The sequence below is a fragment of the Pseudoalteromonas sp. MMG033 genome (genome assembly GCF_057197785.1).
On the sequence record NZ_CM170070.1, the window covers coordinates 4,591,755 to 4,612,355 of the forward strand.

Genomic DNA, 20,601 nt, shown 5'->3' on the forward strand with positions numbered 1-20,601 from the left:
TAATACAAACCCATAATTATATTAAATATTTAGTATTGTGATGAATTTATCTCACACCTACTTTTATTGCTCAGTTGAGAATGTTAGTTTATTAGTCTGTTTAAAGTGATAGCTCAATATTGATAGGCGAATACCATGGCCACACATAGTACTGTTCAAAATATCCTAGTTGTTTGTATGGGAAATATTTGCCGCTCTCCAACAATGGAAGCCGTCTTAAAAGCCAAAGCGGATGTACATAATCTCAATCTTGAAATTGACTCTGCTGGAACCATCAATTACCACCAAGGCAATGCGCCAGACAAACGCAGTGTGCAAGCAGGTGAAAAGCGAGGCTATAATTTTGCCAACATTCACTCTAGACAAGTTACACAAAACGACTTTGCAGCATTCGATCTTATCCTGTGCGCCGACAAGCAAAACTTATCAGATTTAAAAGCTGTTTGTCCCTCAGAGCATACAAACAAGTTACATCTATTTTTAGAATATGCAAACGCTGAACAACAAGAAGTGCCCGACCCTTACTATGGTCAAGGTGATGGATTCGAGTTAGTACTAGATTTGGTAGAAAATGCCAGCGAGCGCATAGTGCAGCGTTTATTAAGATCATAATACTGATTACATACATAACAACTTTACGACTAATAAACTGTATTACCCAAAATATCGATAGGCAAAACTGGATGATTTTGCCTATACACAAAAATAAAAATACCAAAAATAAGCCCAAGCTTAAGGAAAAGAGATGAAAGAACTATCCCTCGTTTTAATTGGAGATTTTGACCCTTCTGTACCTGCTCATCAAGGGATCCCACTCTCTTTAGATATCGCAGCTGAGGACCTCAAGCTCAAAGTAACAGCCACTTGGCTTGGTACTGATAAGGTTAAAGACACAGATCTATCGCAATTTGATGGCATTTGGTGCGTTCCTAAAACCCCATACGCCGATCCAGATGGCGCACTTATGGCTATACGCTATGCAAGAGAAAACTTACTACCATTCCTTGGTACATGCGGTGGTTTTCAGCATGTGGTAGTTGAATACGCGAGAAATGTCATTGGTTGGTCGGATGCTGCACATGGTGAGTCGGAACCAGATGCGAGCAGGCAAGTCATCTCGCCACTTAGCTGCGCATTAGTTGAAACAACTGAGCAAATCAATCTATTTGAGCACAGTCAATTGGCTAGCATTTATGGCACACCAAGTATTCATGAAGGGTATCGCTGTCGCTACGGTTTAAATACAGCTTTTCGTGAAGCCCTACTTCAAGGCCCTTTAGTTGCATCAGCAGACGACGATACAACTGAAGTTCGCGCTGTAGAATTGACAATACACCCGTTTTTTATTGCCACACTTTTCCAGCCTGAGCGCGCAGCATTAAGTGACAAACGCTCTCCTCTTATTGCTGCATTTGTTAATGCCTGTGCGCAAAATCAAGGTTTATAAGCCTAATGGTAAGATACGCTTGCCTTTTTAAGCTTGATTAGGTAAAAAACCACCTCATTATCTGGAGGTGTGAATTGTCTGACTTTGACATTGAAAACATATATGCGCAAATAGCCGATGATTTGCGCTCAACTGGCTTAAGCATTATCGAAAATGCCGTTGACCCCAAAATTATTCAAGCGCTCAACGAACGCATTGCAAGTTTAGAAGAAGATACTTTTCAAACTGCAGGGATTGGTCGTCAAAGTGACCACGAAAAAAATGCTCAGATCAGACGAGATAAAATTCGTTGGCTTGAAAGAGGCAATGCGCAAGAGGCCGGCTACCTAGATGCGATGGATGAATTAAAAAACTACTTAAACCGCCGTTTATTCATGGGCCTCTTCAGCTATGAAAGTCACTTTGCACATTATCAGCAAGGTGCCTTTTACAAGAAGCATCTCGATGCATTTAAAGGCAAAGCTAACCGAGTTCTCACAACGGTCTTTTATCTTAATGAAGACTGGTGTAATGATGACGGTGGCGAATTGGTCATTTATCAAGCTGAAGATCATGACAAAGAACTGTGCCGTGTTTTGCCAAAGCAAGGTACATTGGTGACTTTTTTAAGTGACGAATTTCCTCATGAAGTGTTAGCGGCCAATAAATCCAGATATTCAATTGCGGGGTGGTTTAGAGTTAATGCCAGTACCGCTGCGCATATCGACCCGCCACGTTAACGTGTTATAAGTAAAACAAACTACCTTCTTATCCTGTGCAAAGATAGTGTTCACTATCTCTGCACACTATATCTGTACACTATCTAGCCATATTCCATGCCTCAACGTTTCATTACAAAATTTAACTTTTAAATGGCAGCTAATACATATATCTTGGCTAAAAATTTAAGGAAAACACCATGTATAAATTGCTACTACCCATTCTGATGTTAAGTTTATTGTCAGGCTGTATATTCGTATCAAAGGAGGTGCAATATTATGACGAGCAATGCCATATTACTAAACGCAAACATGTTTTAAGCACAGAGCAAATGGCTTCGCTTGGAAATTGCTCAGGCAGAGCGTGTGCCATGGTGATGGCCGGTGCTGGCATCGTCTCCGCTGCGAGTCTTGTGGTTTCTGGTACCGTTGTTATGACTCAAAACACACTCTCTTGGCTTGAGCAAAGTAGAGGATGTGAAACATTAGATGCAACTAATCTTGAGAAAAGTACACAATCTTAATAAGGAAAAACAACCTCAACTTTGAGTCCGCCTTTTGCTCTATTGCGGATAAAGATCTGGCCGTTATGCGCATCGGTAATTTCTCTGCATAACGCCAATCCCAGTCCCGTTCCACTGGACTTGGTTGAATAAAACGGCAGCAGTGCATTGGTCAACACAGCTTCACTCATGCCCGGGCCTCTATCTGATATCGTAATTTTAATGCCTTCGTTGGTTGGATTAACACTCAGTGCTATCGCGCCAATATCAGTCCCAGACTCATGGGCATTTTTTAATAAGTTAATCAGTAATTGCTCTAGCTGCCCTTTATCTGCTGAAATCACCTCAACATCACACGACACAGTAAAGGACCACTGCATTTTCAGTGCGTCCAATAAAGGGGCGAGTACAACGGGGTTTATCTGTGGCGCAGGCAACTTTGCAAATGTGCCATAGCCTTGGATAAAATCACATAAGTGCTCAATGCGTTCATCAATCGTGCTGAACACGCGATTGAGTCGCGCTTCATCAAGCTTATTGGCAATAATTTTACCACTGTGCAGCATGGATGAAATTGGCCCCAAAAAGTTGTTCAACTCATGACTGATAACACGTATGACCTTTTTCCATACCGCCACTTCTTGGCGGTTTAACTCTTTTGTTAGATGCTTAAAAATAAACAAATTATGGGGCTGATTATTTAATAAAAGCTTACCCACTGTGCTGTGCCACATTTGCTCCTCGCCAGATGAAGGGGTGACACTCACTAACCCATCGATCCCCTGCTCTATCGCATGAATGATCTCTCTCGGGGTCTCTGGACAAAGACTTTTTATCGACTTCCCCTCTAATGCTGTTGAGCTCGCCATGAGCTTTTGAGCGCTAGGATTAGCAAACACCACGGTTTCATTTTCATCCACTAAGAGCAGCGCTTGCGGTGCACTTTGCAGCATTTTGTCCAACATCATCTCTCGTTGATAGAGCCACTGTTTTTCGTTTCGTAATTGCTTCGCGGTTTCATTGTATAAGCGACACAAGTCCCCAAAGCTGTCTTTTGACTGGTAAGCTAATTGATTTGAAAAGTCACCATCTTTAAAGTTCAAAAGACCAATCTGAAGTGCATCGAGTGCTTGCAAGAATGAGCTAAAAAATAAACGTAACAATACACAGGTAAGTATCCAGCTAGACACAGCAGTCAAAAACCACATTGACCAAGAAACAAAAAATGCCACGGGTAAGCTCGCCAATAGCGTGCTTATGGCAATGGCAATACAGGCTTTTTTAGTTAACACCTTTTGGGTATTTTCCATTAATAGTCAATTCCGTGCTTTTGCAAACGCCGATATAAAGCTTGGCGACTCATACCAAACTGTCTCGCTACCTTGGCTATCACTCCTTCGCATTGATGCATTGCCTGCTGTAATTCTTGCTTTGAAGGCTCGTGATTATGTATCTGCGCAGTCTGTGTCTGAACTTGAGTAAGCCCAAAATCCACCGCATCTAACTCGCCTTGCGGCTTTAATACACCTGCACGCTTACAGGCATTTTCAAGTTCTCTCACATTTCCCGGCCAGCTGTGCGCACAAAGCGCTTTTTCTGCACTCAATGACAATGCCCTCTGTGGTAAAAAATGGTGCACCAAGGGAAGGATGTCATCGGTTCTTTGCTTTAAATTTGGTAAGTTAATTTCAATCACATTTAAGCGATAATATAAATCTTCACGAAAACGCCCAGCGGCAATATCATTCAATAATTGCGCATTGGTTGCCGATATAACGCGTACATTTACTTTGCGTGTTTCAACCGAACCAAGCCGCTCAAACTCGCCGGTTTGCAGCACACGAAGCAGCTTCATTTGACCTGAGAGCGGTAAGTTACCAATCTCATCTAGGAATAACGTACCGCCATCGGCCGCTTCAAATCGACCTATGCGCTGCTTATTCGCTCCCGTATAAGCGCCCGCTTCTGCGCCAAATAATTCAGCTTCAATCAGGCTATCAGGTAAAGCCCCAGCGTTTACGCGAATAAAAGGCTGATTGGCTAGTCGAGAGTTTGCCTGAATTATTTCGGCTACCTTTTCTTTACCACTGCCATTTGCGCCCGTAATAAGCACCGATACATCCGACTTGGCCACTTGCAGTGCCATTTCAACAGCGCGCTGCATCGCAACGCTTTTATAAATTAAGCCGCATAGATGCGCATCTGCGTTAAAGTCTGATCGCTCTTGCTCTTGACGGTGCAGCTGTTGACTATCTTGGCTGGCTTTTCCAAGTGCGATGAGGTTAGCAACGCTTATCAGCAGCTTTTCGTCATTCCAAGGCTTTGCAAGATAGTCAGCAGCGCCTGCCTTAACTAAGGAAATAGCCATCTCCAGCTCTGTCCACGCAGTTAATAAAATAATGGGCAAATTAGGATTGATAGCGCGAAGCTGATAAAACAGCGCTTTGCCTTCTTCACCTGAGGTCGTATCCGCAGAAAAGTTCATGTCTTGAATGGCTAAATCAATGCGCTGGTAACGCACAATTTGCTCTGCTTCAAAAGGAGATGAAGCAAGCGCAACTTGATAGTCGTGTAATTCAAAAAGTAGTGACAATGACTGCAAAACCGCAGGATTATCATCAATGATCAGTATTTTATCCATGTGCTTATTTTTATTATGTTACACCCCAATGAGTGTAACATAATATCGCTCCGTCTTTACTCTAAATACTGCGTGTCGCGACACTTGGCGAAATGTTCGCCGCACGCTGAGCTGGTACAAGCACAGCAATTAAGCTCATCACTATCATCGCAATTGCAGTTAATAAAATAGACATACTCTCCAGAGGTGGCACATCATAAATACCCATTAACTTTCGTCCAAGTAACAATGCCCCTATTACACCTATCAGCATACCAAGCGAAGTCACCACTACATTCTCCAATAAAAAATGCTTGAAGATGGTTGATTTTCGAGCGCCTAACGCACGCCTTGTGCCTATCTGTTTGGTGCGCTTGCTGATATTAAAATGTGTTAGGCCAAAAATACCGAGTGCCGTAATGACCCCTAAAAAGACCACTATCGAGATAAGCATCTTGATCATCAACCTATCACTGGCATAGGTATCGGCTTTTGATTTATCCAACGTTTTAACATCCATGACCACGCGTCCACGACTTAATTCCAATAGCAGAGGTTCAATCTTATTCATGACTTCTGCGCGTTGATGCTCTGTTGTTTTGACAATGAACTTTTGATATGCCGTGCTATCTTGCAATGGTAAAAGTACCAAATTGTCGGCAATATTGGATTTAGGCCACTGACTTTTAATGGTATCAATAATGCCAATCACCTTCGCTGCATTGTTACCACTATATAAAGTCTCGTTTAAACCCTTGCCTTCCCCAAATAGCGCATTGGCCACAGTTCTACTTACAATTGCAACGGTTGGATACTCTTTTTTTCTATCATAAACAACATCGTTTTCGGTAAAGTTACGGCCTTCGTTTATCTCAAGGCCCAGCGCACCGACCAAGGTATGATTGCCATATAGGTACCCTGAGTCCACAGACTTGCCTTTGAGTTCATCAGGATCCGTACTAAGCGTCCATGCCCCGCCGCTTCGAGTCAATGGCACCGAACTCACCGCCAACGCCTCTATCACACCCGGTAGTTCTTTTAATTTTTGAATATCTTCATCAAATTGCTTTGCCTTATCAATGCGTTTATCATACGTCACAACAAGGTATGAAATAATACTTTGCTCATCGTAACCCGTGTGCTGATTCATCTTTTCCAATCTGTCGAACACAATCGACATGGCATTACTGACCAGAGCAAGGGTAATCGCGATTTGCAATACCAGTAATATCGCCCCCGTTTTAGAGCGCTTTAATGCACTTAATATCGGTTTAATTTCTGACATATTCGCACTCCTTTACTGTACTTTTAAATGTGTTGCTGGAGAGGTTTTACACACCACCCAAGCTGGAAATAACCCTGCAATTAAGCAAGCTAAGATGGAAATAACTGGAGCAATCAATAGCATTTTCCAATCCATTATCGCGATTAAGTCATACCCATTCATAGTACCTCGAATGCCAGCAAGGCCAACTTGGGCCAGCAATACCCCTACAATCGAGCCAAGCAGTCCAAGTAATGCGACCTCAACTAAATGCTGACTAAATATCTGTGTTTTACTGGCACCAAGTGCACGTCTAACCCCTGCATCCGGTGCGCGTTTCATAAATTTTGCCAGCAACAGACCTAAAATATTGGCGACGCACACAGCCAAAAACATAAAGCTCAAACCGACAAGGATTTTATTGTCTGAGCTGACTACATGGTTATATTCCAGCCACTGTGGTACCGTCTTGAGATTGTAATCAAGTTCCTTTCTGTTAAATCGACCAAGCTTTTGCTGCTCCGTCATATACTCCATGACGAATTGCCCATACATGCGTTTTTGCGATTCTGAATCAAACTCAACCCAAAATTGCAACCAAACGTTTTCTGAGTTTAAAAAGTCCTCAAATGAATCAATATCCTCACTTTTCCAGCCATTGGTATTGCCCCAGCTTGGCACCTTGTACGCTTCGATATGAGTAAAAGGCACAAATACTTGCTCCGATGCTTCAAAAGGATCATTATTTACATCGTAGAACTTAACTGTGGGCTGAAAAGCTTTTGTTACGCCAACCACTTCATGTAGGCGCTCACCTAAATAAATTGACTCTCCAAGCACATCTGTTTTTCCAAACAGCCTGTTTGCGAGATCTTCACTTATCACAGCAACCAGTGCAGCTTGCTCACTTTGAGACTCATTCCATACATTGCCGTGCAAAAAAGGCACATCAAACATTTCAAAAAAGTGGCGACTGGTTACCCGTAACCCCTGTATAAAGGGCACACTGTCAGGTCTGTCAATGTGCACAGCAGCGCCGGACTTGACCATCGCAACCCGTTTTTCCAGTGGTGAGTTTTCAAGTAAATATTTGGCATCCGGATAAGTTAACTGCAAAGGCACGTCATCTTCTGTCCGCCATGTATAACCGTCATCTAGTACTTGCAATTGTACAGCGTGTAATTTTTCACTTTTGTGTGCAATAGGGTCTGCACTCATCATGTGATAAACGGAGAGTGTCGTCATAGTCACGCCGATACCAATGCCAATAGCGATAATCATCAACATGCTGACAAACGGCGTTTGCTTGATATTTCGCCAAGCCAGATCGCAATAGTGTAGCAACATATTAAGCCCCTACCGTTTTGTTGATTGCCTCGCGAGCCACATGTCCACCTTGATAAAGTGTAAAATCAGCAACCTGCCCATCTACAATCTGGATATTTCGCGGTGTTCTTCGTGCAAGCTCTTGGTCGTGCGTCACCATCACAATGGTGGTACCGGATTGATTTAACTCTTCAAGCAATGTCATGACTTGTCTAGCCATTAAGCTATCAAGATTACCAGTTGGTTCATCGGCGAGTAAAAATCGCGGCTCTCCTGCCAGTGCACGTGCAATTGCAACACGCTGCTGTTGACCACCAGAGAGCTGCTGAGGTAAGTGACGCGCTCGACCTGCTAAACCCACTTGCTCAAGGCATTGTTCAACACGCTTTTTGCGCTCTTTTGCTTTAATGCCGCGATAGCGTAGAGGCACTTCAATGTTTTCAAATAAATCCAGATCGGGAATTAAATTAAAACCCTGAAAAATAAACCCTATTTTTTGATTACGTAAATCTGAGCGTTGATTATCATTGAGTTTACCGATATCAATGCCATCTAAGATATATTGACCTGATGAGTAAGGCTCTAAGAGACCAGCAATATTCAAAAACGTTGTTTTACCAGAGCCTGATGGCCCAGTAACTGCAATAAACTCGCCTTCTTCAACGGTTAAATTAAACTCTCTCAGTGCCTGTGTTTGAACCATTTCAGTTTGGTATAACTTTCCAATATTTTGCATGTGTAGCATGATATGTTTCCTTTATTTTTATCTAATTAGCACTGAGTCAGCATTGCTGAACGCATCATAGCCAGAGATGATGATTTCGTCACCTTCTTGTAGACCAGTGATGATCTCAATGTCTTTTAAACTGCTTGAACCTGTTGATATTTCAACCTTTTGAGCAAAATTGTCGCGCAATCGATAAGCGAAATAGCCGCCATTATTTAAAAATGGGCCACGCCTGACTTTCAGTACGTTTTCTTTATTTTCTAATTGAATACGGGCATGCACACGCTGGTTTTGGCGAATGCCTGTAATATCTTGATTGGTGAACTTAACTCTGGCGGTGACTTCACGGTCGCTCACTTCAGGCGAGATAGCACTCAGTTCACCAACAAACTCTGTTGCCCCAACTCGCATCAGCACGGCCATTTCTAGCCCCAGCTCATTGGCATAACTTTCTGGTACTCTCAGTTCGGCTTCATAAGCGGACAGGTCAACTAATGTCATCAATGATTGGTTTTGGCTAACTGCGGCTTTATTTTGCACCAGCAAATTACCTACGATGCCATCCACCGTTGCACGCACTTGTAAATTGTTGACGCGTCGTTTTATTTCCTCTACCACCAGCGCTTGTCTCTCAAAACGGCTCTTCGCAGAAGCCAGTTCAAACTTGAGTGTATCGCTGCCTATTTCCGCTTCTTTTTGCGCATGTGAGAAGTTAACTTTTGCTTTTGCGTAATCGTCTTGCGCTTGCTCTAAGTCAATCTGGCTAATTAAGCTAGATTGAATTGACAGCTGAGCACGGCGGTTTTCACGTTCAGCAGCTTCAAGGGACACTTTTGCCAAATCAAGAGACTTCTCAAGTGTCAGCGCTTGACGACGCGCTTCTAGTTGCTGTCTCTGCCACTCACTTTCAAGACGTGATAGTTCAGACTCTTGCTGTTTGAGTTCACTGCTCAGCTCTGGACTGTGTATGTGTGCAACAAGCTGCCCCACTTTAACGTTATCACCAGCGCTGACATGCAAAGTCGTCACGCCGACTTCCGGGCTATATACAGTTGGTGCATGTGCTGCAACTATTCGCCCATGAGCACCAATTTCTCGTGTTAATTTACCGACTTCAACAGTTGCAATATCAAGTAACCCTTTGTCTACAGAACGCTGCGCTTGTGGCGACATAAATACCCACAAAAATGTTAATAGGAGCACGATTAATATCGCAGCTCCCCCCACTGACTTGCGCTGAAAAAATACTCTGCGCTCTGGCACATATTGATCCTGTCCACTGGTATCTTTAATCATCTTAGCCTCTCGCTTTATCCTAGTGGATCAAGTGATACCAATAGCATGCCAAAATTAAACCACTGAATATTAGACACTTTTTATTTTTATTGTTATTTAAAAGCGTCCGCGGACAGAAAATGTGTCCGCAGCGGACAGGTTGGTGTAATACGATAAATTTATGGCGCAGCAATCGATGTAAGCTACTAAAGGTGCAGTTATAACGAGAACAAGATATAGTAGTAGATAGAAAAACTGACAGGAAGCCCGATGCGTACTCTTATTATAATAATCGTTTTTTTGCTGAGCTTTTCAAGCATAGCGATGCCGGAAAATATCATACTGGTTCGCCATGCCGAAAAACAAAAAGGTGTCGATCCAAGTTTAACTCAGCAGGGAATTAAACGCGCTCAAATCATTGCGCAAATGATGCTGCCTTATGAGCCCACTAAACTTTATTCAACCAATTACAATCGCACTAAAGCAACATTGGCACCTCTTGCAGATTTAATTGACACACACATTTCACTATACAACCCTGGTAGGCTTGATGAATTTGCACATATGTTAAAGAAGCAGGCGGGAACAATCATCGTTGCGGGCCATAGCAATACCACACCCGTTCTAGTGAAGCTTTTAACAGGTCGAGATGTCGAAATAGCAGAAGATGAATTTGATAAGGTATTTGTTGTAACATTTGAAGATGAGATGGCTAAATTAAAGATACATAGCTCAAATCAGTAAGCAATACCTAAACCCGCACCTAATTGCTGTGTAATAATGTGTAATGTTTATACAGGCACAACCTCAATATAATCCTCACATCACGTTGTGACGTCGTTAAGTCAACTTAATGACGTCGTTATATACAGAAAAATGGAGTACTTGAGATATGTCGTTCATTTCACCCCCGGGATCTTATAAATCGAGCTGCCGTAATATCCATTTTGAGGGCATTCCCGGCGAGGAAGATTGCTATATCATCGCATTATGTCAAAAAGAAGATGGTAGCTGGGTTGAAAGCAGACTCAAGTATGATATCGCAAATATCAATGGCAAGCTCACATGGGCGCCAGATAGAAAGTAGTATTCCCTTTTATAAACACATGCAATTCTATGTCGATACCGGGTCTAGGCATGGACCCTTTTTTCCCTTCAAAGTAACGCAAAAATCGCATCAAGTCCTGCTGTTATTCTCTCTGGTTCTTGTCCTGCAAAGCCAAGTCGTATATGCGTTTCTCTCTCTATTTTAGTGTGGCAAAACGCCTGTTCAGTGTGGGCAAATATCTTTGCTTCCTCAAGCTTGGCAGGTAAGTCTGATAGATCTCGTTTTAAATCAACCCAAAATGCCATCCCACCATCTGGTTGTTTAAATTCAATGTCAAACCCTTGTGCTTTGAGTTCACCGAGTTTTTGTGCCATCAAGTCGCAACGCTGTTGATATAGTTTAGTCATTCGACGCAAGTGCCTTTCAAAGTTGCCCGTTGCCATCCAATCAGCGATAGCAAGCTGCATCAAAACGTCATTCTTATGATTTATCAGCCTTTTTAGTCCTACCAGCTGTTCAAGTACAGCGGGTGCTGCGGTGACATAGCCTAACCTTGCGCCCGCGAACATGATTTTTGAAAAGGTCGAGAGATAAACCACAATTTGTGCGGGGTCATTCGCAGCCATTGGCTGAAGTGGAGGACAGCGGTAGTGAAACTCATGATCATAATCATCTTCTATGATAAAAACACCGTGCTGCACACATAACTTATATATCGCCATTCTTCTCGCAACCGACATAGTGAGTGTGGTGGGATATTGATGCAAAGGTGTTAAATACAATAAGCGAATAGCCGAGCTGGCAAAACATTCCGCCAAGGCTTCAACACACAAGCCCTGCTCATCTTGTTTAATATCGTAAATCACGCCACCTGCTGCCATAAAAGCTTGCCTTGCTGGCGGGTAACCAATTAACTCCATTGCAACCCCTTCACCTGGGTTCAAAAACGCTTGCGCTGTTAAAAACAAGGCTTCCTGTGAGCCATTACAAACCAGTACATCATCACAAGGTAATCCTCGCGCTTTGCGTAAATATGCTTTTAATTGTGCACGTAATTCGGGCTCTCCAGCCACATTTTGATAATGAAGTGCATGGGCATTGCTACTACGACACACCTTATTGATACTGCGCCTGAACTCATCAAATGGAAACTGCGTTATATCCGGCAATCCACCAGCAAAATTATAGGTATATTCATCTAAAGGCGGTGATGGATGTTTAGGGATAACCGCAGCAAATTGTGGCGTGACAGGCTCAAATGTCACGTTTTGTTCATGGACTTGTGTGCTGTGCACAATAGGCAATTGACTATTAACCTTATAGCCTTTTCGTAACTCAGACACCAACCACCCTTCAGCAACCAAGTTTTGCAATGCATTCATCACGGTATGACGATTCACAGAAAAAAGCTGACCTAAAGCCCGTGCTGAGGGTAACTTTTCACCGGGCTTAATGTGGCCACTTTGAATTGCTGAGCGCACTTGCTCTGCCATTTGAATATGTTTTGCTTTATTTTTTTTATCTAATGGGCGCCCTGTAAACATCATTTTATCGCAGCAATATTAAGTGTTATTGAGCGTATAAAAATCTCAGCCTGCTAGCAAGCTGGTATAGGCAGTTTTTAAGATCTGGTTGTTTAAACCTGACCACAAAAGCGTAATCTTAATTCATAGCAACTATGTATCGTCATTGCCTAAGGAGAAATGTATGTTAAAACCGATATCACTGTGCTCTAACAAAGTGCGCTTAGAACCCCTATCCCATGCACACCTTGATGCATTACAAAAAGTTGGTGAAGCCAAGGTGCTTTGGCGCTGGGTCCCGACCAACTATTGTCAAAGCCCTGAGATATTAAAAGACTGGTTTGAGCAAACCGCTCAATTTGACCCACAGGAGCAGCTCGTCTTTGCCATTATTGATATTGCAACTAACCAAGTGACTGGTAATACACGCATATTTAGACTAGATCCCCACAACCTTCAAGCCGAAATTGGCCATACATTTATCGGCTTAGACTGGCAGCGCAGCCACATCAATACACATGCAAAATACTTATTATTAAAACATGCTTTTGAAACACTAGGATTAGTCAGAATTGAATTTCAAACACATGAGCTAAATCACAAATCGCGCAGCGCAATTGCTCGACTAGGTGCACACTTTGAAGCTATCCATCTGAAAAATAGAAAACTACCAGATGGCAGTTTTAGAAATACAGCCCGTTTTAGCATCACAGATGATATGTGGCCCGACATTAAGCAGCGTCTAGAGTCTTGGCTATGAAATACCCATTCAAAGAGTATGTTCAACAACAAGATAGCGCGCTTTTTGATGTAATTCAGCGCTTCCCCTTAGCCACTTTTTTTTGTAAAAGTGAGGATCAAACACATATTTGCCATATACCCGTTAGCCTTTGCAAAGGGTCAAAAACACTCTTTGGCCATGCGACGGGTTCAAACCCCATAAAGCACTTTGTCGGAACCACCGTGGATATTGTATTTAGAGGACCGGATACCTACCTCTCTCCTAACCAAGTAGAGGGCCTTGGCTTACCAACTTGGGATTATGTGACAGTGCAAGGTCAAGGGAAGCTCATTTCTATCGAAGATTATGACAAGCAACTAGAGGTAATGGGACATATACTGCAAGCCTTTGAAGATAAGCGTAATCCTTGGCAATTAACAGCTGTGCCAGAAAAGCGACTAAAATCCATGTGTAAAAGCTTATTGTTTTTCGAGGTAAAACTTGAAGCTTTATCTGGCAACTTTAAATTAAGTCAGAATAAAACAGCAGAAACTCGGGCTGGCATTGCCGATCTGTTAAGCAACACCAACCCAGAAATGCGCTCCTACTACGAATAACCCCGTGTTTTAGAGTGCACTACCATCACAATAGCTTACTGCTTGCCAAGGGTCGTAAGGTCCTGCTCTATCAGGCTCAAAATTGTAACTCCAATGTCGAGCTTGATAGATCACACCTTTATAAGCGACTTGTTGTCCTTTTTTATTGTACGCCATGTCAGCTTGCCAAGCTGTTGCAGCACAGCCTCCCATTTCGTAGCCGACGGTAACAGGAATAGCTAGCTCACGACCAAAGTCAGGCTGTAATACCGTTACGGCTGATTCAGTGGCATGACTGTGATGTAACACGATTTCGCCTTTACCCTTGCGCTGATTAAAAAATGGAAATGCAAGGCCATCTTGCGCACTGTCTTGGATTTTCAAGGTATAGCAACCCACCGGCACATCCAAAGGCAGCTCATGCCAACTGGCATCTTTAAATTCATCCCAGTGTTTTACTGTCGATTGAGTGCGGTCGATTAAAGAAACACGGGTTTCGTCGCCCTGCTTGCCTGTCAGCAGCCGTAAAACCGCACTGGAATCAATCGCAATCGGGCGATTAAACCGAACTGTTTGGCTGTTATTCGCGATTTTTTGATCATCTGTACTTCGCACAGTTACATTCAACTTCGCTTGCTCTGTGTTAAAAATCCCCAAAAATTCAGCGCTAAATGTAATGCGTTTCTTATCACCTGCTGCAATTTCACCCTGCCAGTAATGTTGATTCGCTTGCTGTCCCTCAACATCATAGTCAAACCACAGTTCATTGATTTTTGTATTTCCTTGGTTTGCTACTTCAACCTCTATCTCACCACATGACAAACCAATGCGATCTGGCATGGCAGCATTTGGTTTAACGATGGTGGTGAGTGCGATATCTTCTTCAACGGTCTGCTCGCCATAGGTGACTAAAACCGCATTAACGATATATCTCGGTGCATCTTTACCATATTGAGAAGGTGCCCAACTATATGCCTGCCAGTTCAAGTCAAACTCTGAATTCACATTAGATATATCAACAGGATAGCTAAAAGGTGTAACGGCTTCTCCTGGACACCAATTTGCACGCGCAAATAAATAAGTGCCACCTTGTGGGAAAGTGGCACTTTGGTCGCAATCATCACGCCACAGGTTTTGCTGAACCACTAAGTTTCCATCTTGATGCAAGGTAAAATATCTATCGCACCATTCACCACATAACTCAGCTTTTCCTTCAGGGTTGTCATAGGACAAAGCATGGCCGTGTGCTGTGACGATCATTTTAATCTCAGCAGATTGCTCACCGGCTTCAAAGGCGACGTTTTTAGCTGGCAATAAAGCAGCAAAGTCTTGTGCTGTTTTATATGGCCAGCCTTCAGAGCCGGACTCATAAAGTGGAATGATACGTTTAACCGCTCTGGTGTGATAGTTTGGCTGTGAAACCAGCTTGACAGCAATACCAAAAGCACTCTTTTTAGCGCCCCAGCCACCATAATGCACATTTAAACTGCCTTCACCTGTCAGCACTGGTGCCAAATGAGAAACATCAAAAGAGAAAGTGCGCCGCCAATTTCGGTCAAACCCATGCATGCCGCGTTGCATATATCCAGCATAAGGGGTAATTAAGCGCCCCAGCTCGTAGCGGTTTCCGCCTTGGTGCCATTCAAAGCGCACCGTATAATCCCAATCGCTACAACCTTGCGCTGCGCAGCCAAGTTCAACTTCGAGGGTGTGTTTTGCTGAGGGATCAGCGGATAATAAATCAACCACAAAGCTATGATCGCCATGCTGTGTAAATGACGTGTACTCTGTCAGTATCTGGGTGGTAGCTAATGCACTATTTGCCAATAACTTAGGGCAAAAAAATATCATCAGCAATAAAAAGGTAAGTTTCATCGCACATTCCTTGGTTACATAAAATTAACACAACCATACGGACATGGACAAAACATGTAAAGTCTCGTTGTTCCTTTTTAATAGTGCATTTTTATTAAACACAAAAAAGCCGCCATACCGGCGGCTGGTTGGAAACAACATAACAAGCAAATAAGGGGTTTAGTTATTCTTCTTCAAGTAATTTCGTTGAGCCAATGGCTATTTTTCTTGGTTTCATGGCTTCTGGCACTTCGCGTTCTAAATCTATTTTTAACAAGCCATTTTCTAAATCTGCGCCGATGACTTTAATATGATCACCGAGCTGAAACTTGCGCTCAAAATTGCGTTCAGCAAGGCCTTGATGAATGAATTTACGCTCTTGAGCAGAGACTTTATTCTGCTTCTCACCTCTCACTGTGAGCGTATTGTTTTCTGACTCTAGTGACAGCTCTTGCTCACTGAATCCTGCAACGGCCATAGTAATTTGGTACTTATCTTCGTCCAAAGCTTCAATATTATAAGGTGGAAAACCAGACTGTTTTTCTGAGCTTCTTTGTGCCGAGTCCATTAATGTAGCTAGGTGATCAAAGCCAATGAATGAACGATAAAGTGGTGATAAATCTACTGTACGCATAATGGTATCCTCATAAAGCGATATTAAGCCTGTTGACTCTTTAAAAAGCAGTTAATAGGCATATAAAACAATGTGTTAAGTTAATTTCAGTCCCTTACGGCGACCTCATAACTCTATCTATGGACGAGGAGGAATGTTTTCAAGAAAATTATTATAAAAAATCAAAATAAATTTATAAATCCCTGTTTTGTATATCAAAAAGCATATCTTTATCTGCACCACCACTTTTATGACAGTGCAGTATAAAAACTAAAACAGGGTCGTATCCGCATTGCTGGCACTTTCTTTAAATAAGAATCTGAGTTCTTGAGGGGGCTTTTTCAAACTGCCTAAAATTGCGCTGATCCGCTCAGCATTATCACCAAACGCTTCAACCATACCTACCAATTCATCACTGGAGCTCGCGATAAGCTCGTCAAGATCATTTTCGTCTTGTAGATCAAACTGTGAGATCAGCCCAGAATCAAATAGCTGTTGCTTAAGTGTGGTATTCGATTTGCTTTTCGTTTCTTTTAAACTTGCTAGAATTTCTTTATTGGTTTTTTCTATTGATAGAATTTGCTCGACCATCTCTGCTCTGCGATTTAAATTACTGATAGCAAGCTCTAACGCATCCATGACATGGGCACAAATATCACTCAACTCACCGACATTTTTCACCAACAAAATGCTACTGCGCCAGTTAAACACCATAGGACCATGATCGAATTGATGTACACGCTCAAAATCCTCGTGGTGCAACAACATTTCATGCTCTAATTTAGCAACACTGCCTGATGTACTGCGAAATAATGCGCGATTTTTGAAATGAATAATGGCACGCAGTCCAAGCGCGTTTAGGGTATTAATGAATATTTTTTGTAGCACTTCCAGATCACTACAATAATGGGTTGCTTGCATAAACAAGCCAATGGACTTCATGCATGCATTTTGTCTTTGTAAATCTAATAACAATGACTCTTTTTGTGCTATGTCCGCATGTGCTTCAAAATAGTCATGATCAGCATCTAAAATAGCGACTACTTTGGCTTTAAGCTCATCAGGGTGGGTAGTTTTACACACATAGTCATTGGCACCAATTTCAAACGCTTTTAGACGACAATCAGAGGACGATAAGTTAGAAATAAATACAATGGGGGTATGTCGCAAGTGTTCTATTTTTCGCAGCTCTGAACAGGTAGCATATCCATCCATACCTGCCATCACGATATCGAGTAAAATCACATGCGGCTTCAATTCGATGGCTTTTTGTAACCCCTCTTCACCGCTAGATGCGACGCTCACTTCATAATCCGCAAACGTCTGAGAAAGTAAAGTACGGTATGTCTTGTCATCATCAATGACCAAAATACGAACGCTCATCCCAGCTCCCATTCATCTGTTTTCATCTCACACTATAGACGTTAAACGAAACAGTGCCGTATTTAGCTTTAATTTTTTAAATAAAAAAAGGGCTGCAACACATGCAAACCCTTTGGTCTCTCTAAGGAGAGTGTGAAAAACGAATTTTTTTGAATCTAAAAATTAAAACTGAATGTTCAGTCCGGCATACACATAACGCCCTAAAGTATCGTATGTATATGGATCTGTGTTGGAGTCATTGTTACCAGAATAATAAGGCGGTTGCTTATCGAACAAATTATTAATGCCGCCCGTGAGCTTAATGGTGTCACTGACAAAATAACTGCCAGAAATATCATGATAAACCACGCTTGGCGTGCTTGGTGCGTAACAACTTGTAAGGTTATCTAAGCAGCTAAAGCTATCCATGCCCGATAAGTATCTCACCTTGTAATTTGCACCCCATGTATCGGCTTTTACAGACAAACTTAAACTCGATTTTATGTCTGCATATCCCCCTAAACCTGACGTGATCAAACCGGTGTAGTCAACGGTTTCCCCAGCCATAGTAATGGTGCGCTCTTTTAAAATCGATGTATCCCACCCTGCTCTCCACGCAAGCCCAGCAGCATCAAACGCATACGCAACATTAATGTCATACCCTTGCGTTGTCTCATCGCCAATGTTTTGCAACTGGTTGTTAAATGTCGCTTTGCCATTAGATATTTGTACATTTGCCGAAGAGCACATAGCCGAATCTTGATTTATTAAATCCCCGCTGCTGTTGACACAGTTATCAATGATATATTGATTATTCACTTCGCTGATCGCATTAGTGATAGCGATATCGTAATAATCTAAAGTCAGTGACAACCCCTCTAAAAAGCTTGGTTCATATACTAATCCAAATGTTAATGTATCCGCTTCTTCAGGTGTGAGGTTCGCATTTCCCCCAACAATTACTTCAGCTTGGCTATCTAAGTGAGGATGAGATATTTGCTCGAAGGATGGCGATTTACCACCGTATAGCTCATCGACCGTCGGGGCGCGAAATGCGGTTGATTTCACACCTCTAAACATTAGCTGTTCATTGAGTTTCCAAGTAAAACCGAGTTTCCATGTTGAGTCACTACCAAAGCTTGAGTAATCAAACGCTCTAACAGCTGCACTTAAATCTAAGTTTTGCGCAAAAGCCACATCAGCAAGCACTGGAATAGCAAACTCTACAAACGCTTCATTCACATCATATGAGCCACTGGTCGGCTCAACTTTTGGGTCGTTAGCCAGCCCTTGTGAGGTCAGTGAGTCGGGTGCGTACCAGGCTTTTTCGGTCCTTTTTTCAATACCCGTTGCAAACCCCAAGTAGCCCGCTGGCAGCGCCATAATCTCACCGGCAAGTGACGCACTGAAGTTCAGCATCTGGCTACCACCTGTATTTTGCTCAGTGTATAGATAATCAGTCATTTTATCCGCCGACCACGCTGACTGGTCGAGTGGGTTAAACTTACCCAGCTCGATGTCTTCGGTCAAACTGCCGATATTGTGCAAATTAGACAGTTGATCAACAGAGTCATTACGACCAAAATTAACTGCAACATCCCAGCTCCAGTCGTTATCCAGATATCCTTCTACACCCACCACAGTTCTTACCGTATCAACAACTTGTGAAAAGTCACGAGTTCCCGTATCAGACATACGGCGGCGATAATGAACTGTATCGCCATACTCAGCACCATACTCTATCAAATCATCACCCATACTTTCTGTATAAGTGAAATCAAACCACACAGGCTGAGGTGCCATTTGCTGTTCCGACCAACGCTTTGAATACATGGCTTCGGTGAATAAATTCGTGTTACTGCCAAGCTCATAATTGAGCACACCTGTTAAATTAAGCCTTTGCATAGGTGTATATAAATAGCTGTCAGATGCATAGTTATACGGATCGGTCTCTGGGTTGTACTCTGCGTAGTTTCCGTCAGTATCGCCTTGTAATTCTTTGCCATTTTCAAGATACAAATGACCATTTGGGGTAATGGTTGAACCGCCACAGGTCAGAGACTTTCCGTTATCGACCTCACTGACTGGACAAGACGAAAAATCTCTATCAGCTTGGCTTGCCGATCCGCGCTCCATATATTGAATGCCGAACACCATGTTACCGCGATCAAAGCTGGTACCTACCGTCAGGTCAACATTATGCTGCTCCGCATCCCCTTCCCCAGACAAACCGGTTTGCGCATTCAACTCAGCCCCTTCAAAGTCATCTTTAAGGATAATATTCACCACACCTGCAACCGCGTCGGTTCCATACACCGCCGATGCCCCATCTTTGAGGACTTCAATATGCTTGATCATCGCAACTGGAATCGTATTTAAATCAACTGTTGATGCAGCCCCCGTGCCCGAATTAATCATTCTACGGCCATTCACCAGCACCAAAGTACGTTGCGCGCCAAGACCGCGCAGATTGATACTTGCGTTGCCGCCAGAGCCATTGTTAACACCCGGATTAGTCATAGCGCCAGCGGCGGCTGTAATATCCTGCAAAACATCATCAATGCTCACGGCACCACTCGCTTGGATAGCATCAGCGCCAATAAATGTAACTGGACTTGCTGTCTCCATATCTGAGCGTTTAATACGCGATCCCGTTACTTCTATTTTTTCTATTGATGTTGCTTGATCATTTGCAAATACAGGCGTTATTGCACCTCCTGTCGACATTGCAATCGCAATACTGATAGCGGTTTTTCTCATAGATACTTTCCTAAATAGATGTTGTTTTTAACTTGCCATGGCGCTTAACTGGACATTAGAGCGAGAAAAATGAATGAAAAATTAATAAAAGCGCAATAAAACCCCACCACACTTCAAAAACCAAGAAAAAAGGCTGAGACACAGAATTGAAATCAAAATAACCACTTACAATTCAATCATTTAAGATTAATGAAAAGATAGGAAAAGATGCGTAAAGATGCGTTTTAGGTTGTAAAGCAATGTTATTCTAGCTATCCAGTACCA

At 42.6% G+C, this 20,601-nt stretch carries 19 protein-coding genes; 8 read left to right on the plus strand and 11 right to left on the minus strand.

Annotated features, from left to right (window positions below; all coding sequences use genetic code 11):
- Nucleotides 1–135 precede the first annotated feature (135 nt).
- The 4 genes from AC2CZC_RS19970 to AC2CZC_RS19985 all read left to right on the plus strand — a co-directional run bounded on the left by AC2CZC_RS19970 (nt 136) and on the right by AC2CZC_RS19985 (nt 2,669).
- Nucleotides 136–612 (plus strand): low molecular weight protein-tyrosine-phosphatase, encoded by a 477-nt coding sequence (locus AC2CZC_RS19970; protein WP_484583121.1) that lies wholly within the window; start codon nt 136–138, stop codon nt 610–612.
- Between the two features lie 133 nt (nt 613–745).
- Nucleotides 746–1,447 carry a CTP synthase C-terminal region-related (seleno)protein gene (locus AC2CZC_RS19975; protein WP_484583122.1) on the plus strand — a complete coding sequence of 234 codons (702 nt, stop codon included), beginning with the start codon at nt 746–748 and terminating at the stop codon, nt 1,445–1,447.
- Nucleotides 1,448–1,521: 74 nt separating this feature from the next.
- Nucleotides 1,522–2,166: a 2OG-Fe(II) oxygenase gene (locus tag AC2CZC_RS19980; protein WP_484583123.1), complete on the plus strand. Its 645-nt coding sequence runs from the start codon at nt 1,522–1,524 to the stop codon at nt 2,164–2,166.
- Between the two features lie 179 nt (nt 2,167–2,345).
- A complete protein-coding gene (locus AC2CZC_RS19985) occupies nt 2,346–2,669 on the plus strand; it encodes a hypothetical protein (protein WP_063362636.1) in 324 nt (107 codons plus the stop codon).
- On the opposite strand, the gene AC2CZC_RS19990 is transcribed toward AC2CZC_RS19985, so the two are convergent.
- From AC2CZC_RS19990 to AC2CZC_RS20015, 6 genes are all read right to left on the minus strand, one after another.
- Nucleotides 2,666–3,958 (minus strand): sensor histidine kinase, encoded by a 1,293-nt coding sequence (locus tag AC2CZC_RS19990; RefSeq protein WP_484583124.1) that lies wholly within the window; start codon nt 3,956–3,958, stop codon nt 2,666–2,668. The genes AC2CZC_RS19985 and AC2CZC_RS19990 overlap by 4 nt on opposite strands.
- Nucleotides 3,958–5,289, minus strand: a complete 1,332-nt coding sequence (locus AC2CZC_RS19995) for a sigma-54-dependent transcriptional regulator (protein WP_484583125.1) — start codon at nt 5,287–5,289, stop codon at nt 3,958–3,960. Before AC2CZC_RS19995 ends, AC2CZC_RS19990 begins: the two co-directional genes overlap by 1 nt.
- Before the next feature lie 61 nt (nt 5,290–5,350).
- The gene (locus AC2CZC_RS20000; protein WP_484583126.1) at nt 5,351–6,553 is read right to left on the minus strand and encodes an ABC transporter permease; all 1,203 of its coding nucleotides are present in this window, start codon (nt 6,551–6,553) and stop codon (nt 5,351–5,353) included.
- 12 nt (nt 6,554–6,565) lie between these two features.
- Nucleotides 6,566–7,879: an ABC transporter permease gene (locus tag AC2CZC_RS20005; protein ID WP_484583127.1), complete on the minus strand. Its 1,314-nt coding sequence runs from the start codon at nt 7,877–7,879 to the stop codon at nt 6,566–6,568.
- Nucleotide 7,880: 1 nt separating this feature from the next.
- Nucleotides 7,881–8,603 carry an ABC transporter ATP-binding protein gene (locus AC2CZC_RS20010; RefSeq protein ID WP_484583128.1) on the minus strand — a complete coding sequence of 241 codons (723 nt, stop codon included), beginning with the start codon at nt 8,601–8,603 and terminating at the stop codon, nt 7,881–7,883.
- 18 nt (nt 8,604–8,621) lie between these two features.
- Nucleotides 8,622–9,881 carry an efflux RND transporter periplasmic adaptor subunit gene (locus AC2CZC_RS20015; protein WP_484583129.1) on the minus strand — a complete coding sequence of 420 codons (1,260 nt, stop codon included), beginning with the start codon at nt 9,879–9,881 and terminating at the stop codon, nt 8,622–8,624.
- 249 nt (nt 9,882–10,130) lie between these two features.
- On the opposite strand from AC2CZC_RS20015, the gene AC2CZC_RS20020 reads away from it, so the two are divergent.
- A complete protein-coding gene (locus tag AC2CZC_RS20020; RefSeq protein WP_484583130.1) occupies nt 10,131–10,604 on the plus strand; it encodes a SixA phosphatase family protein in 474 nt (157 codons plus the stop codon).
- Between the two features lie 148 nt (nt 10,605–10,752).
- Nucleotides 10,753–10,947, plus strand: a complete 195-nt coding sequence (locus tag AC2CZC_RS20025) for a CVNH domain-containing protein (protein WP_039609201.1) — start codon at nt 10,753–10,755, stop codon at nt 10,945–10,947.
- Nucleotides 10,948–11,015: 68 nt separating this feature from the next.
- Here AC2CZC_RS20025 and pdxR read toward each other — a convergent pair whose 3' ends face one another.
- Nucleotides 11,016–12,452: a MocR-like pyridoxine biosynthesis transcription factor PdxR gene (gene pdxR, locus AC2CZC_RS20030; RefSeq protein ID WP_484584909.1), complete on the minus strand. Its 1,437-nt coding sequence runs from the start codon at nt 12,450–12,452 to the stop codon at nt 11,016–11,018.
- A gap of 163 nt (nt 12,453–12,615) precedes the next feature.
- Here pdxR and AC2CZC_RS20035 point away from each other — a divergent pair, with 163 nt between their 5' ends.
- Both AC2CZC_RS20035 and AC2CZC_RS20040 read left to right on the plus strand, forming a co-directional pair.
- Nucleotides 12,616–13,191 carry a GNAT family N-acetyltransferase gene (locus tag AC2CZC_RS20035; RefSeq protein WP_484583131.1) on the plus strand — a complete coding sequence of 192 codons (576 nt, stop codon included), beginning with the start codon at nt 12,616–12,618 and terminating at the stop codon, nt 13,189–13,191.
- Nucleotides 13,188–13,769: an FMN-binding negative transcriptional regulator gene (locus tag AC2CZC_RS20040; protein ID WP_484583132.1), complete on the plus strand. Its 582-nt coding sequence runs from the start codon at nt 13,188–13,190 to the stop codon at nt 13,767–13,769. Before AC2CZC_RS20035 ends, AC2CZC_RS20040 begins: the two co-directional genes overlap by 4 nt.
- 9 nt (nt 13,770–13,778) lie before the next feature.
- Here AC2CZC_RS20040 and AC2CZC_RS20045 read toward each other — a convergent pair whose 3' ends face one another.
- The 4 genes from AC2CZC_RS20045 to AC2CZC_RS20060 form a co-directional block, all read right to left on the minus strand.
- On the minus strand, nt 13,779–15,623 hold the full coding sequence (locus AC2CZC_RS20045; protein ID WP_484583133.1) for a peptide-N-glycosidase F-related protein: 1,845 nt from the start codon (nt 15,621–15,623) through the stop codon (nt 13,779–13,781).
- Between the two features lie 163 nt (nt 15,624–15,786).
- Entirely contained in the window at nt 15,787–16,236 is a 450-nt protein-coding gene (locus AC2CZC_RS20050; RefSeq protein ID WP_063362647.1) for an Hsp20 family protein, read from the minus strand.
- Nucleotides 16,237–16,485: 249 nt separating this feature from the next.
- The gene (locus tag AC2CZC_RS20055; RefSeq protein ID WP_484583134.1) at nt 16,486–17,598 is read right to left on the minus strand and encodes a response regulator; all 1,113 of its coding nucleotides are present in this window, start codon (nt 17,596–17,598) and stop codon (nt 16,486–16,488) included.
- Between the two features lie 162 nt (nt 17,599–17,760).
- On the minus strand, nt 17,761–20,337 hold the full coding sequence (locus AC2CZC_RS20060) for a TonB-dependent receptor (RefSeq protein ID WP_484583135.1): 2,577 nt from the start codon (nt 20,335–20,337) through the stop codon (nt 17,761–17,763).
- Between the last annotated feature and the right edge of the window lie 264 nt (nt 20,338–20,601).

Coding starts and splice junctions, on each gene's coding strand:
- AC2CZC_RS20035 (WP_484583131.1), top strand. CDS start 12,616: ATGTTAAAACCGATATCACTGTGCTCTAACAAAGTGCGCTTAGAACCC.
- AC2CZC_RS19995 (WP_484583125.1), bottom strand. CDS start 5,289: ATGGATAAAATACTGATCATTGATGATAATCCTGCGGTTTTGCAGTCA.
- AC2CZC_RS19985 (WP_063362636.1), top strand. CDS start 2,346: ATGTATAAATTGCTACTACCCATTCTGATGTTAAGTTTATTGTCAGGC.
- AC2CZC_RS20020 (WP_484583130.1), top strand. CDS start 10,131: ATGCGTACTCTTATTATAATAATCGTTTTTTTGCTGAGCTTTTCAAGC.
- AC2CZC_RS19990 (WP_484583124.1), bottom strand. CDS start 3,958: ATGGAAAATACCCAAAAGGTGTTAACTAAAAAAGCCTGTATTGCCATT.
- AC2CZC_RS20000 (WP_484583126.1), bottom strand. CDS start 6,553: ATGTCAGAAATTAAACCGATATTAAGTGCATTAAAGCGCTCTAAAACG.
- AC2CZC_RS20025 (WP_039609201.1), top strand. CDS start 10,753: ATGTCGTTCATTTCACCCCCGGGATCTTATAAATCGAGCTGCCGTAAT.
- AC2CZC_RS20005 (WP_484583127.1), bottom strand. CDS start 7,879: ATGTTGCTACACTATTGCGATCTGGCTTGGCGAAATATCAAGCAAACG.
- AC2CZC_RS19975 (WP_484583122.1), top strand. CDS start 746: ATGAAAGAACTATCCCTCGTTTTAATTGGAGATTTTGACCCTTCTGTA.
- AC2CZC_RS19970 (WP_484583121.1), top strand. CDS start 136: ATGGCCACACATAGTACTGTTCAAAATATCCTAGTTGTTTGTATGGGA.
- AC2CZC_RS20040 (WP_484583132.1), top strand. CDS start 13,188: ATGAAATACCCATTCAAAGAGTATGTTCAACAACAAGATAGCGCGCTT.
- AC2CZC_RS20055 (WP_484583134.1), bottom strand. CDS start 17,598: ATGAGCGTTCGTATTTTGGTCATTGATGATGACAAGACATACCGTACT.
- AC2CZC_RS20045 (WP_484583133.1), bottom strand. CDS start 15,623: ATGAAACTTACCTTTTTATTGCTGATGATATTTTTTTGCCCTAAGTTA.
- AC2CZC_RS20050 (WP_063362647.1), bottom strand. CDS start 16,236: ATGCGTACAGTAGATTTATCACCACTTTATCGTTCATTCATTGGCTTT.
- AC2CZC_RS20015 (WP_484583129.1), bottom strand. CDS start 9,881: ATGATTAAAGATACCAGTGGACAGGATCAATATGTGCCAGAGCGCAGA.
- pdxR (WP_484584909.1), bottom strand. CDS start 12,452: ATGTTTACAGGGCGCCCATTAGATAAAAAAAATAAAGCAAAACATATT.
- AC2CZC_RS20060 (WP_484583135.1), bottom strand. CDS start 20,337: ATGAGAAAAACCGCTATCAGTATTGCGATTGCAATGTCGACAGGAGGT.
- AC2CZC_RS20010 (WP_484583128.1), bottom strand. CDS start 8,603: ATGCTACACATGCAAAATATTGGAAAGTTATACCAAACTGAAATGGTT.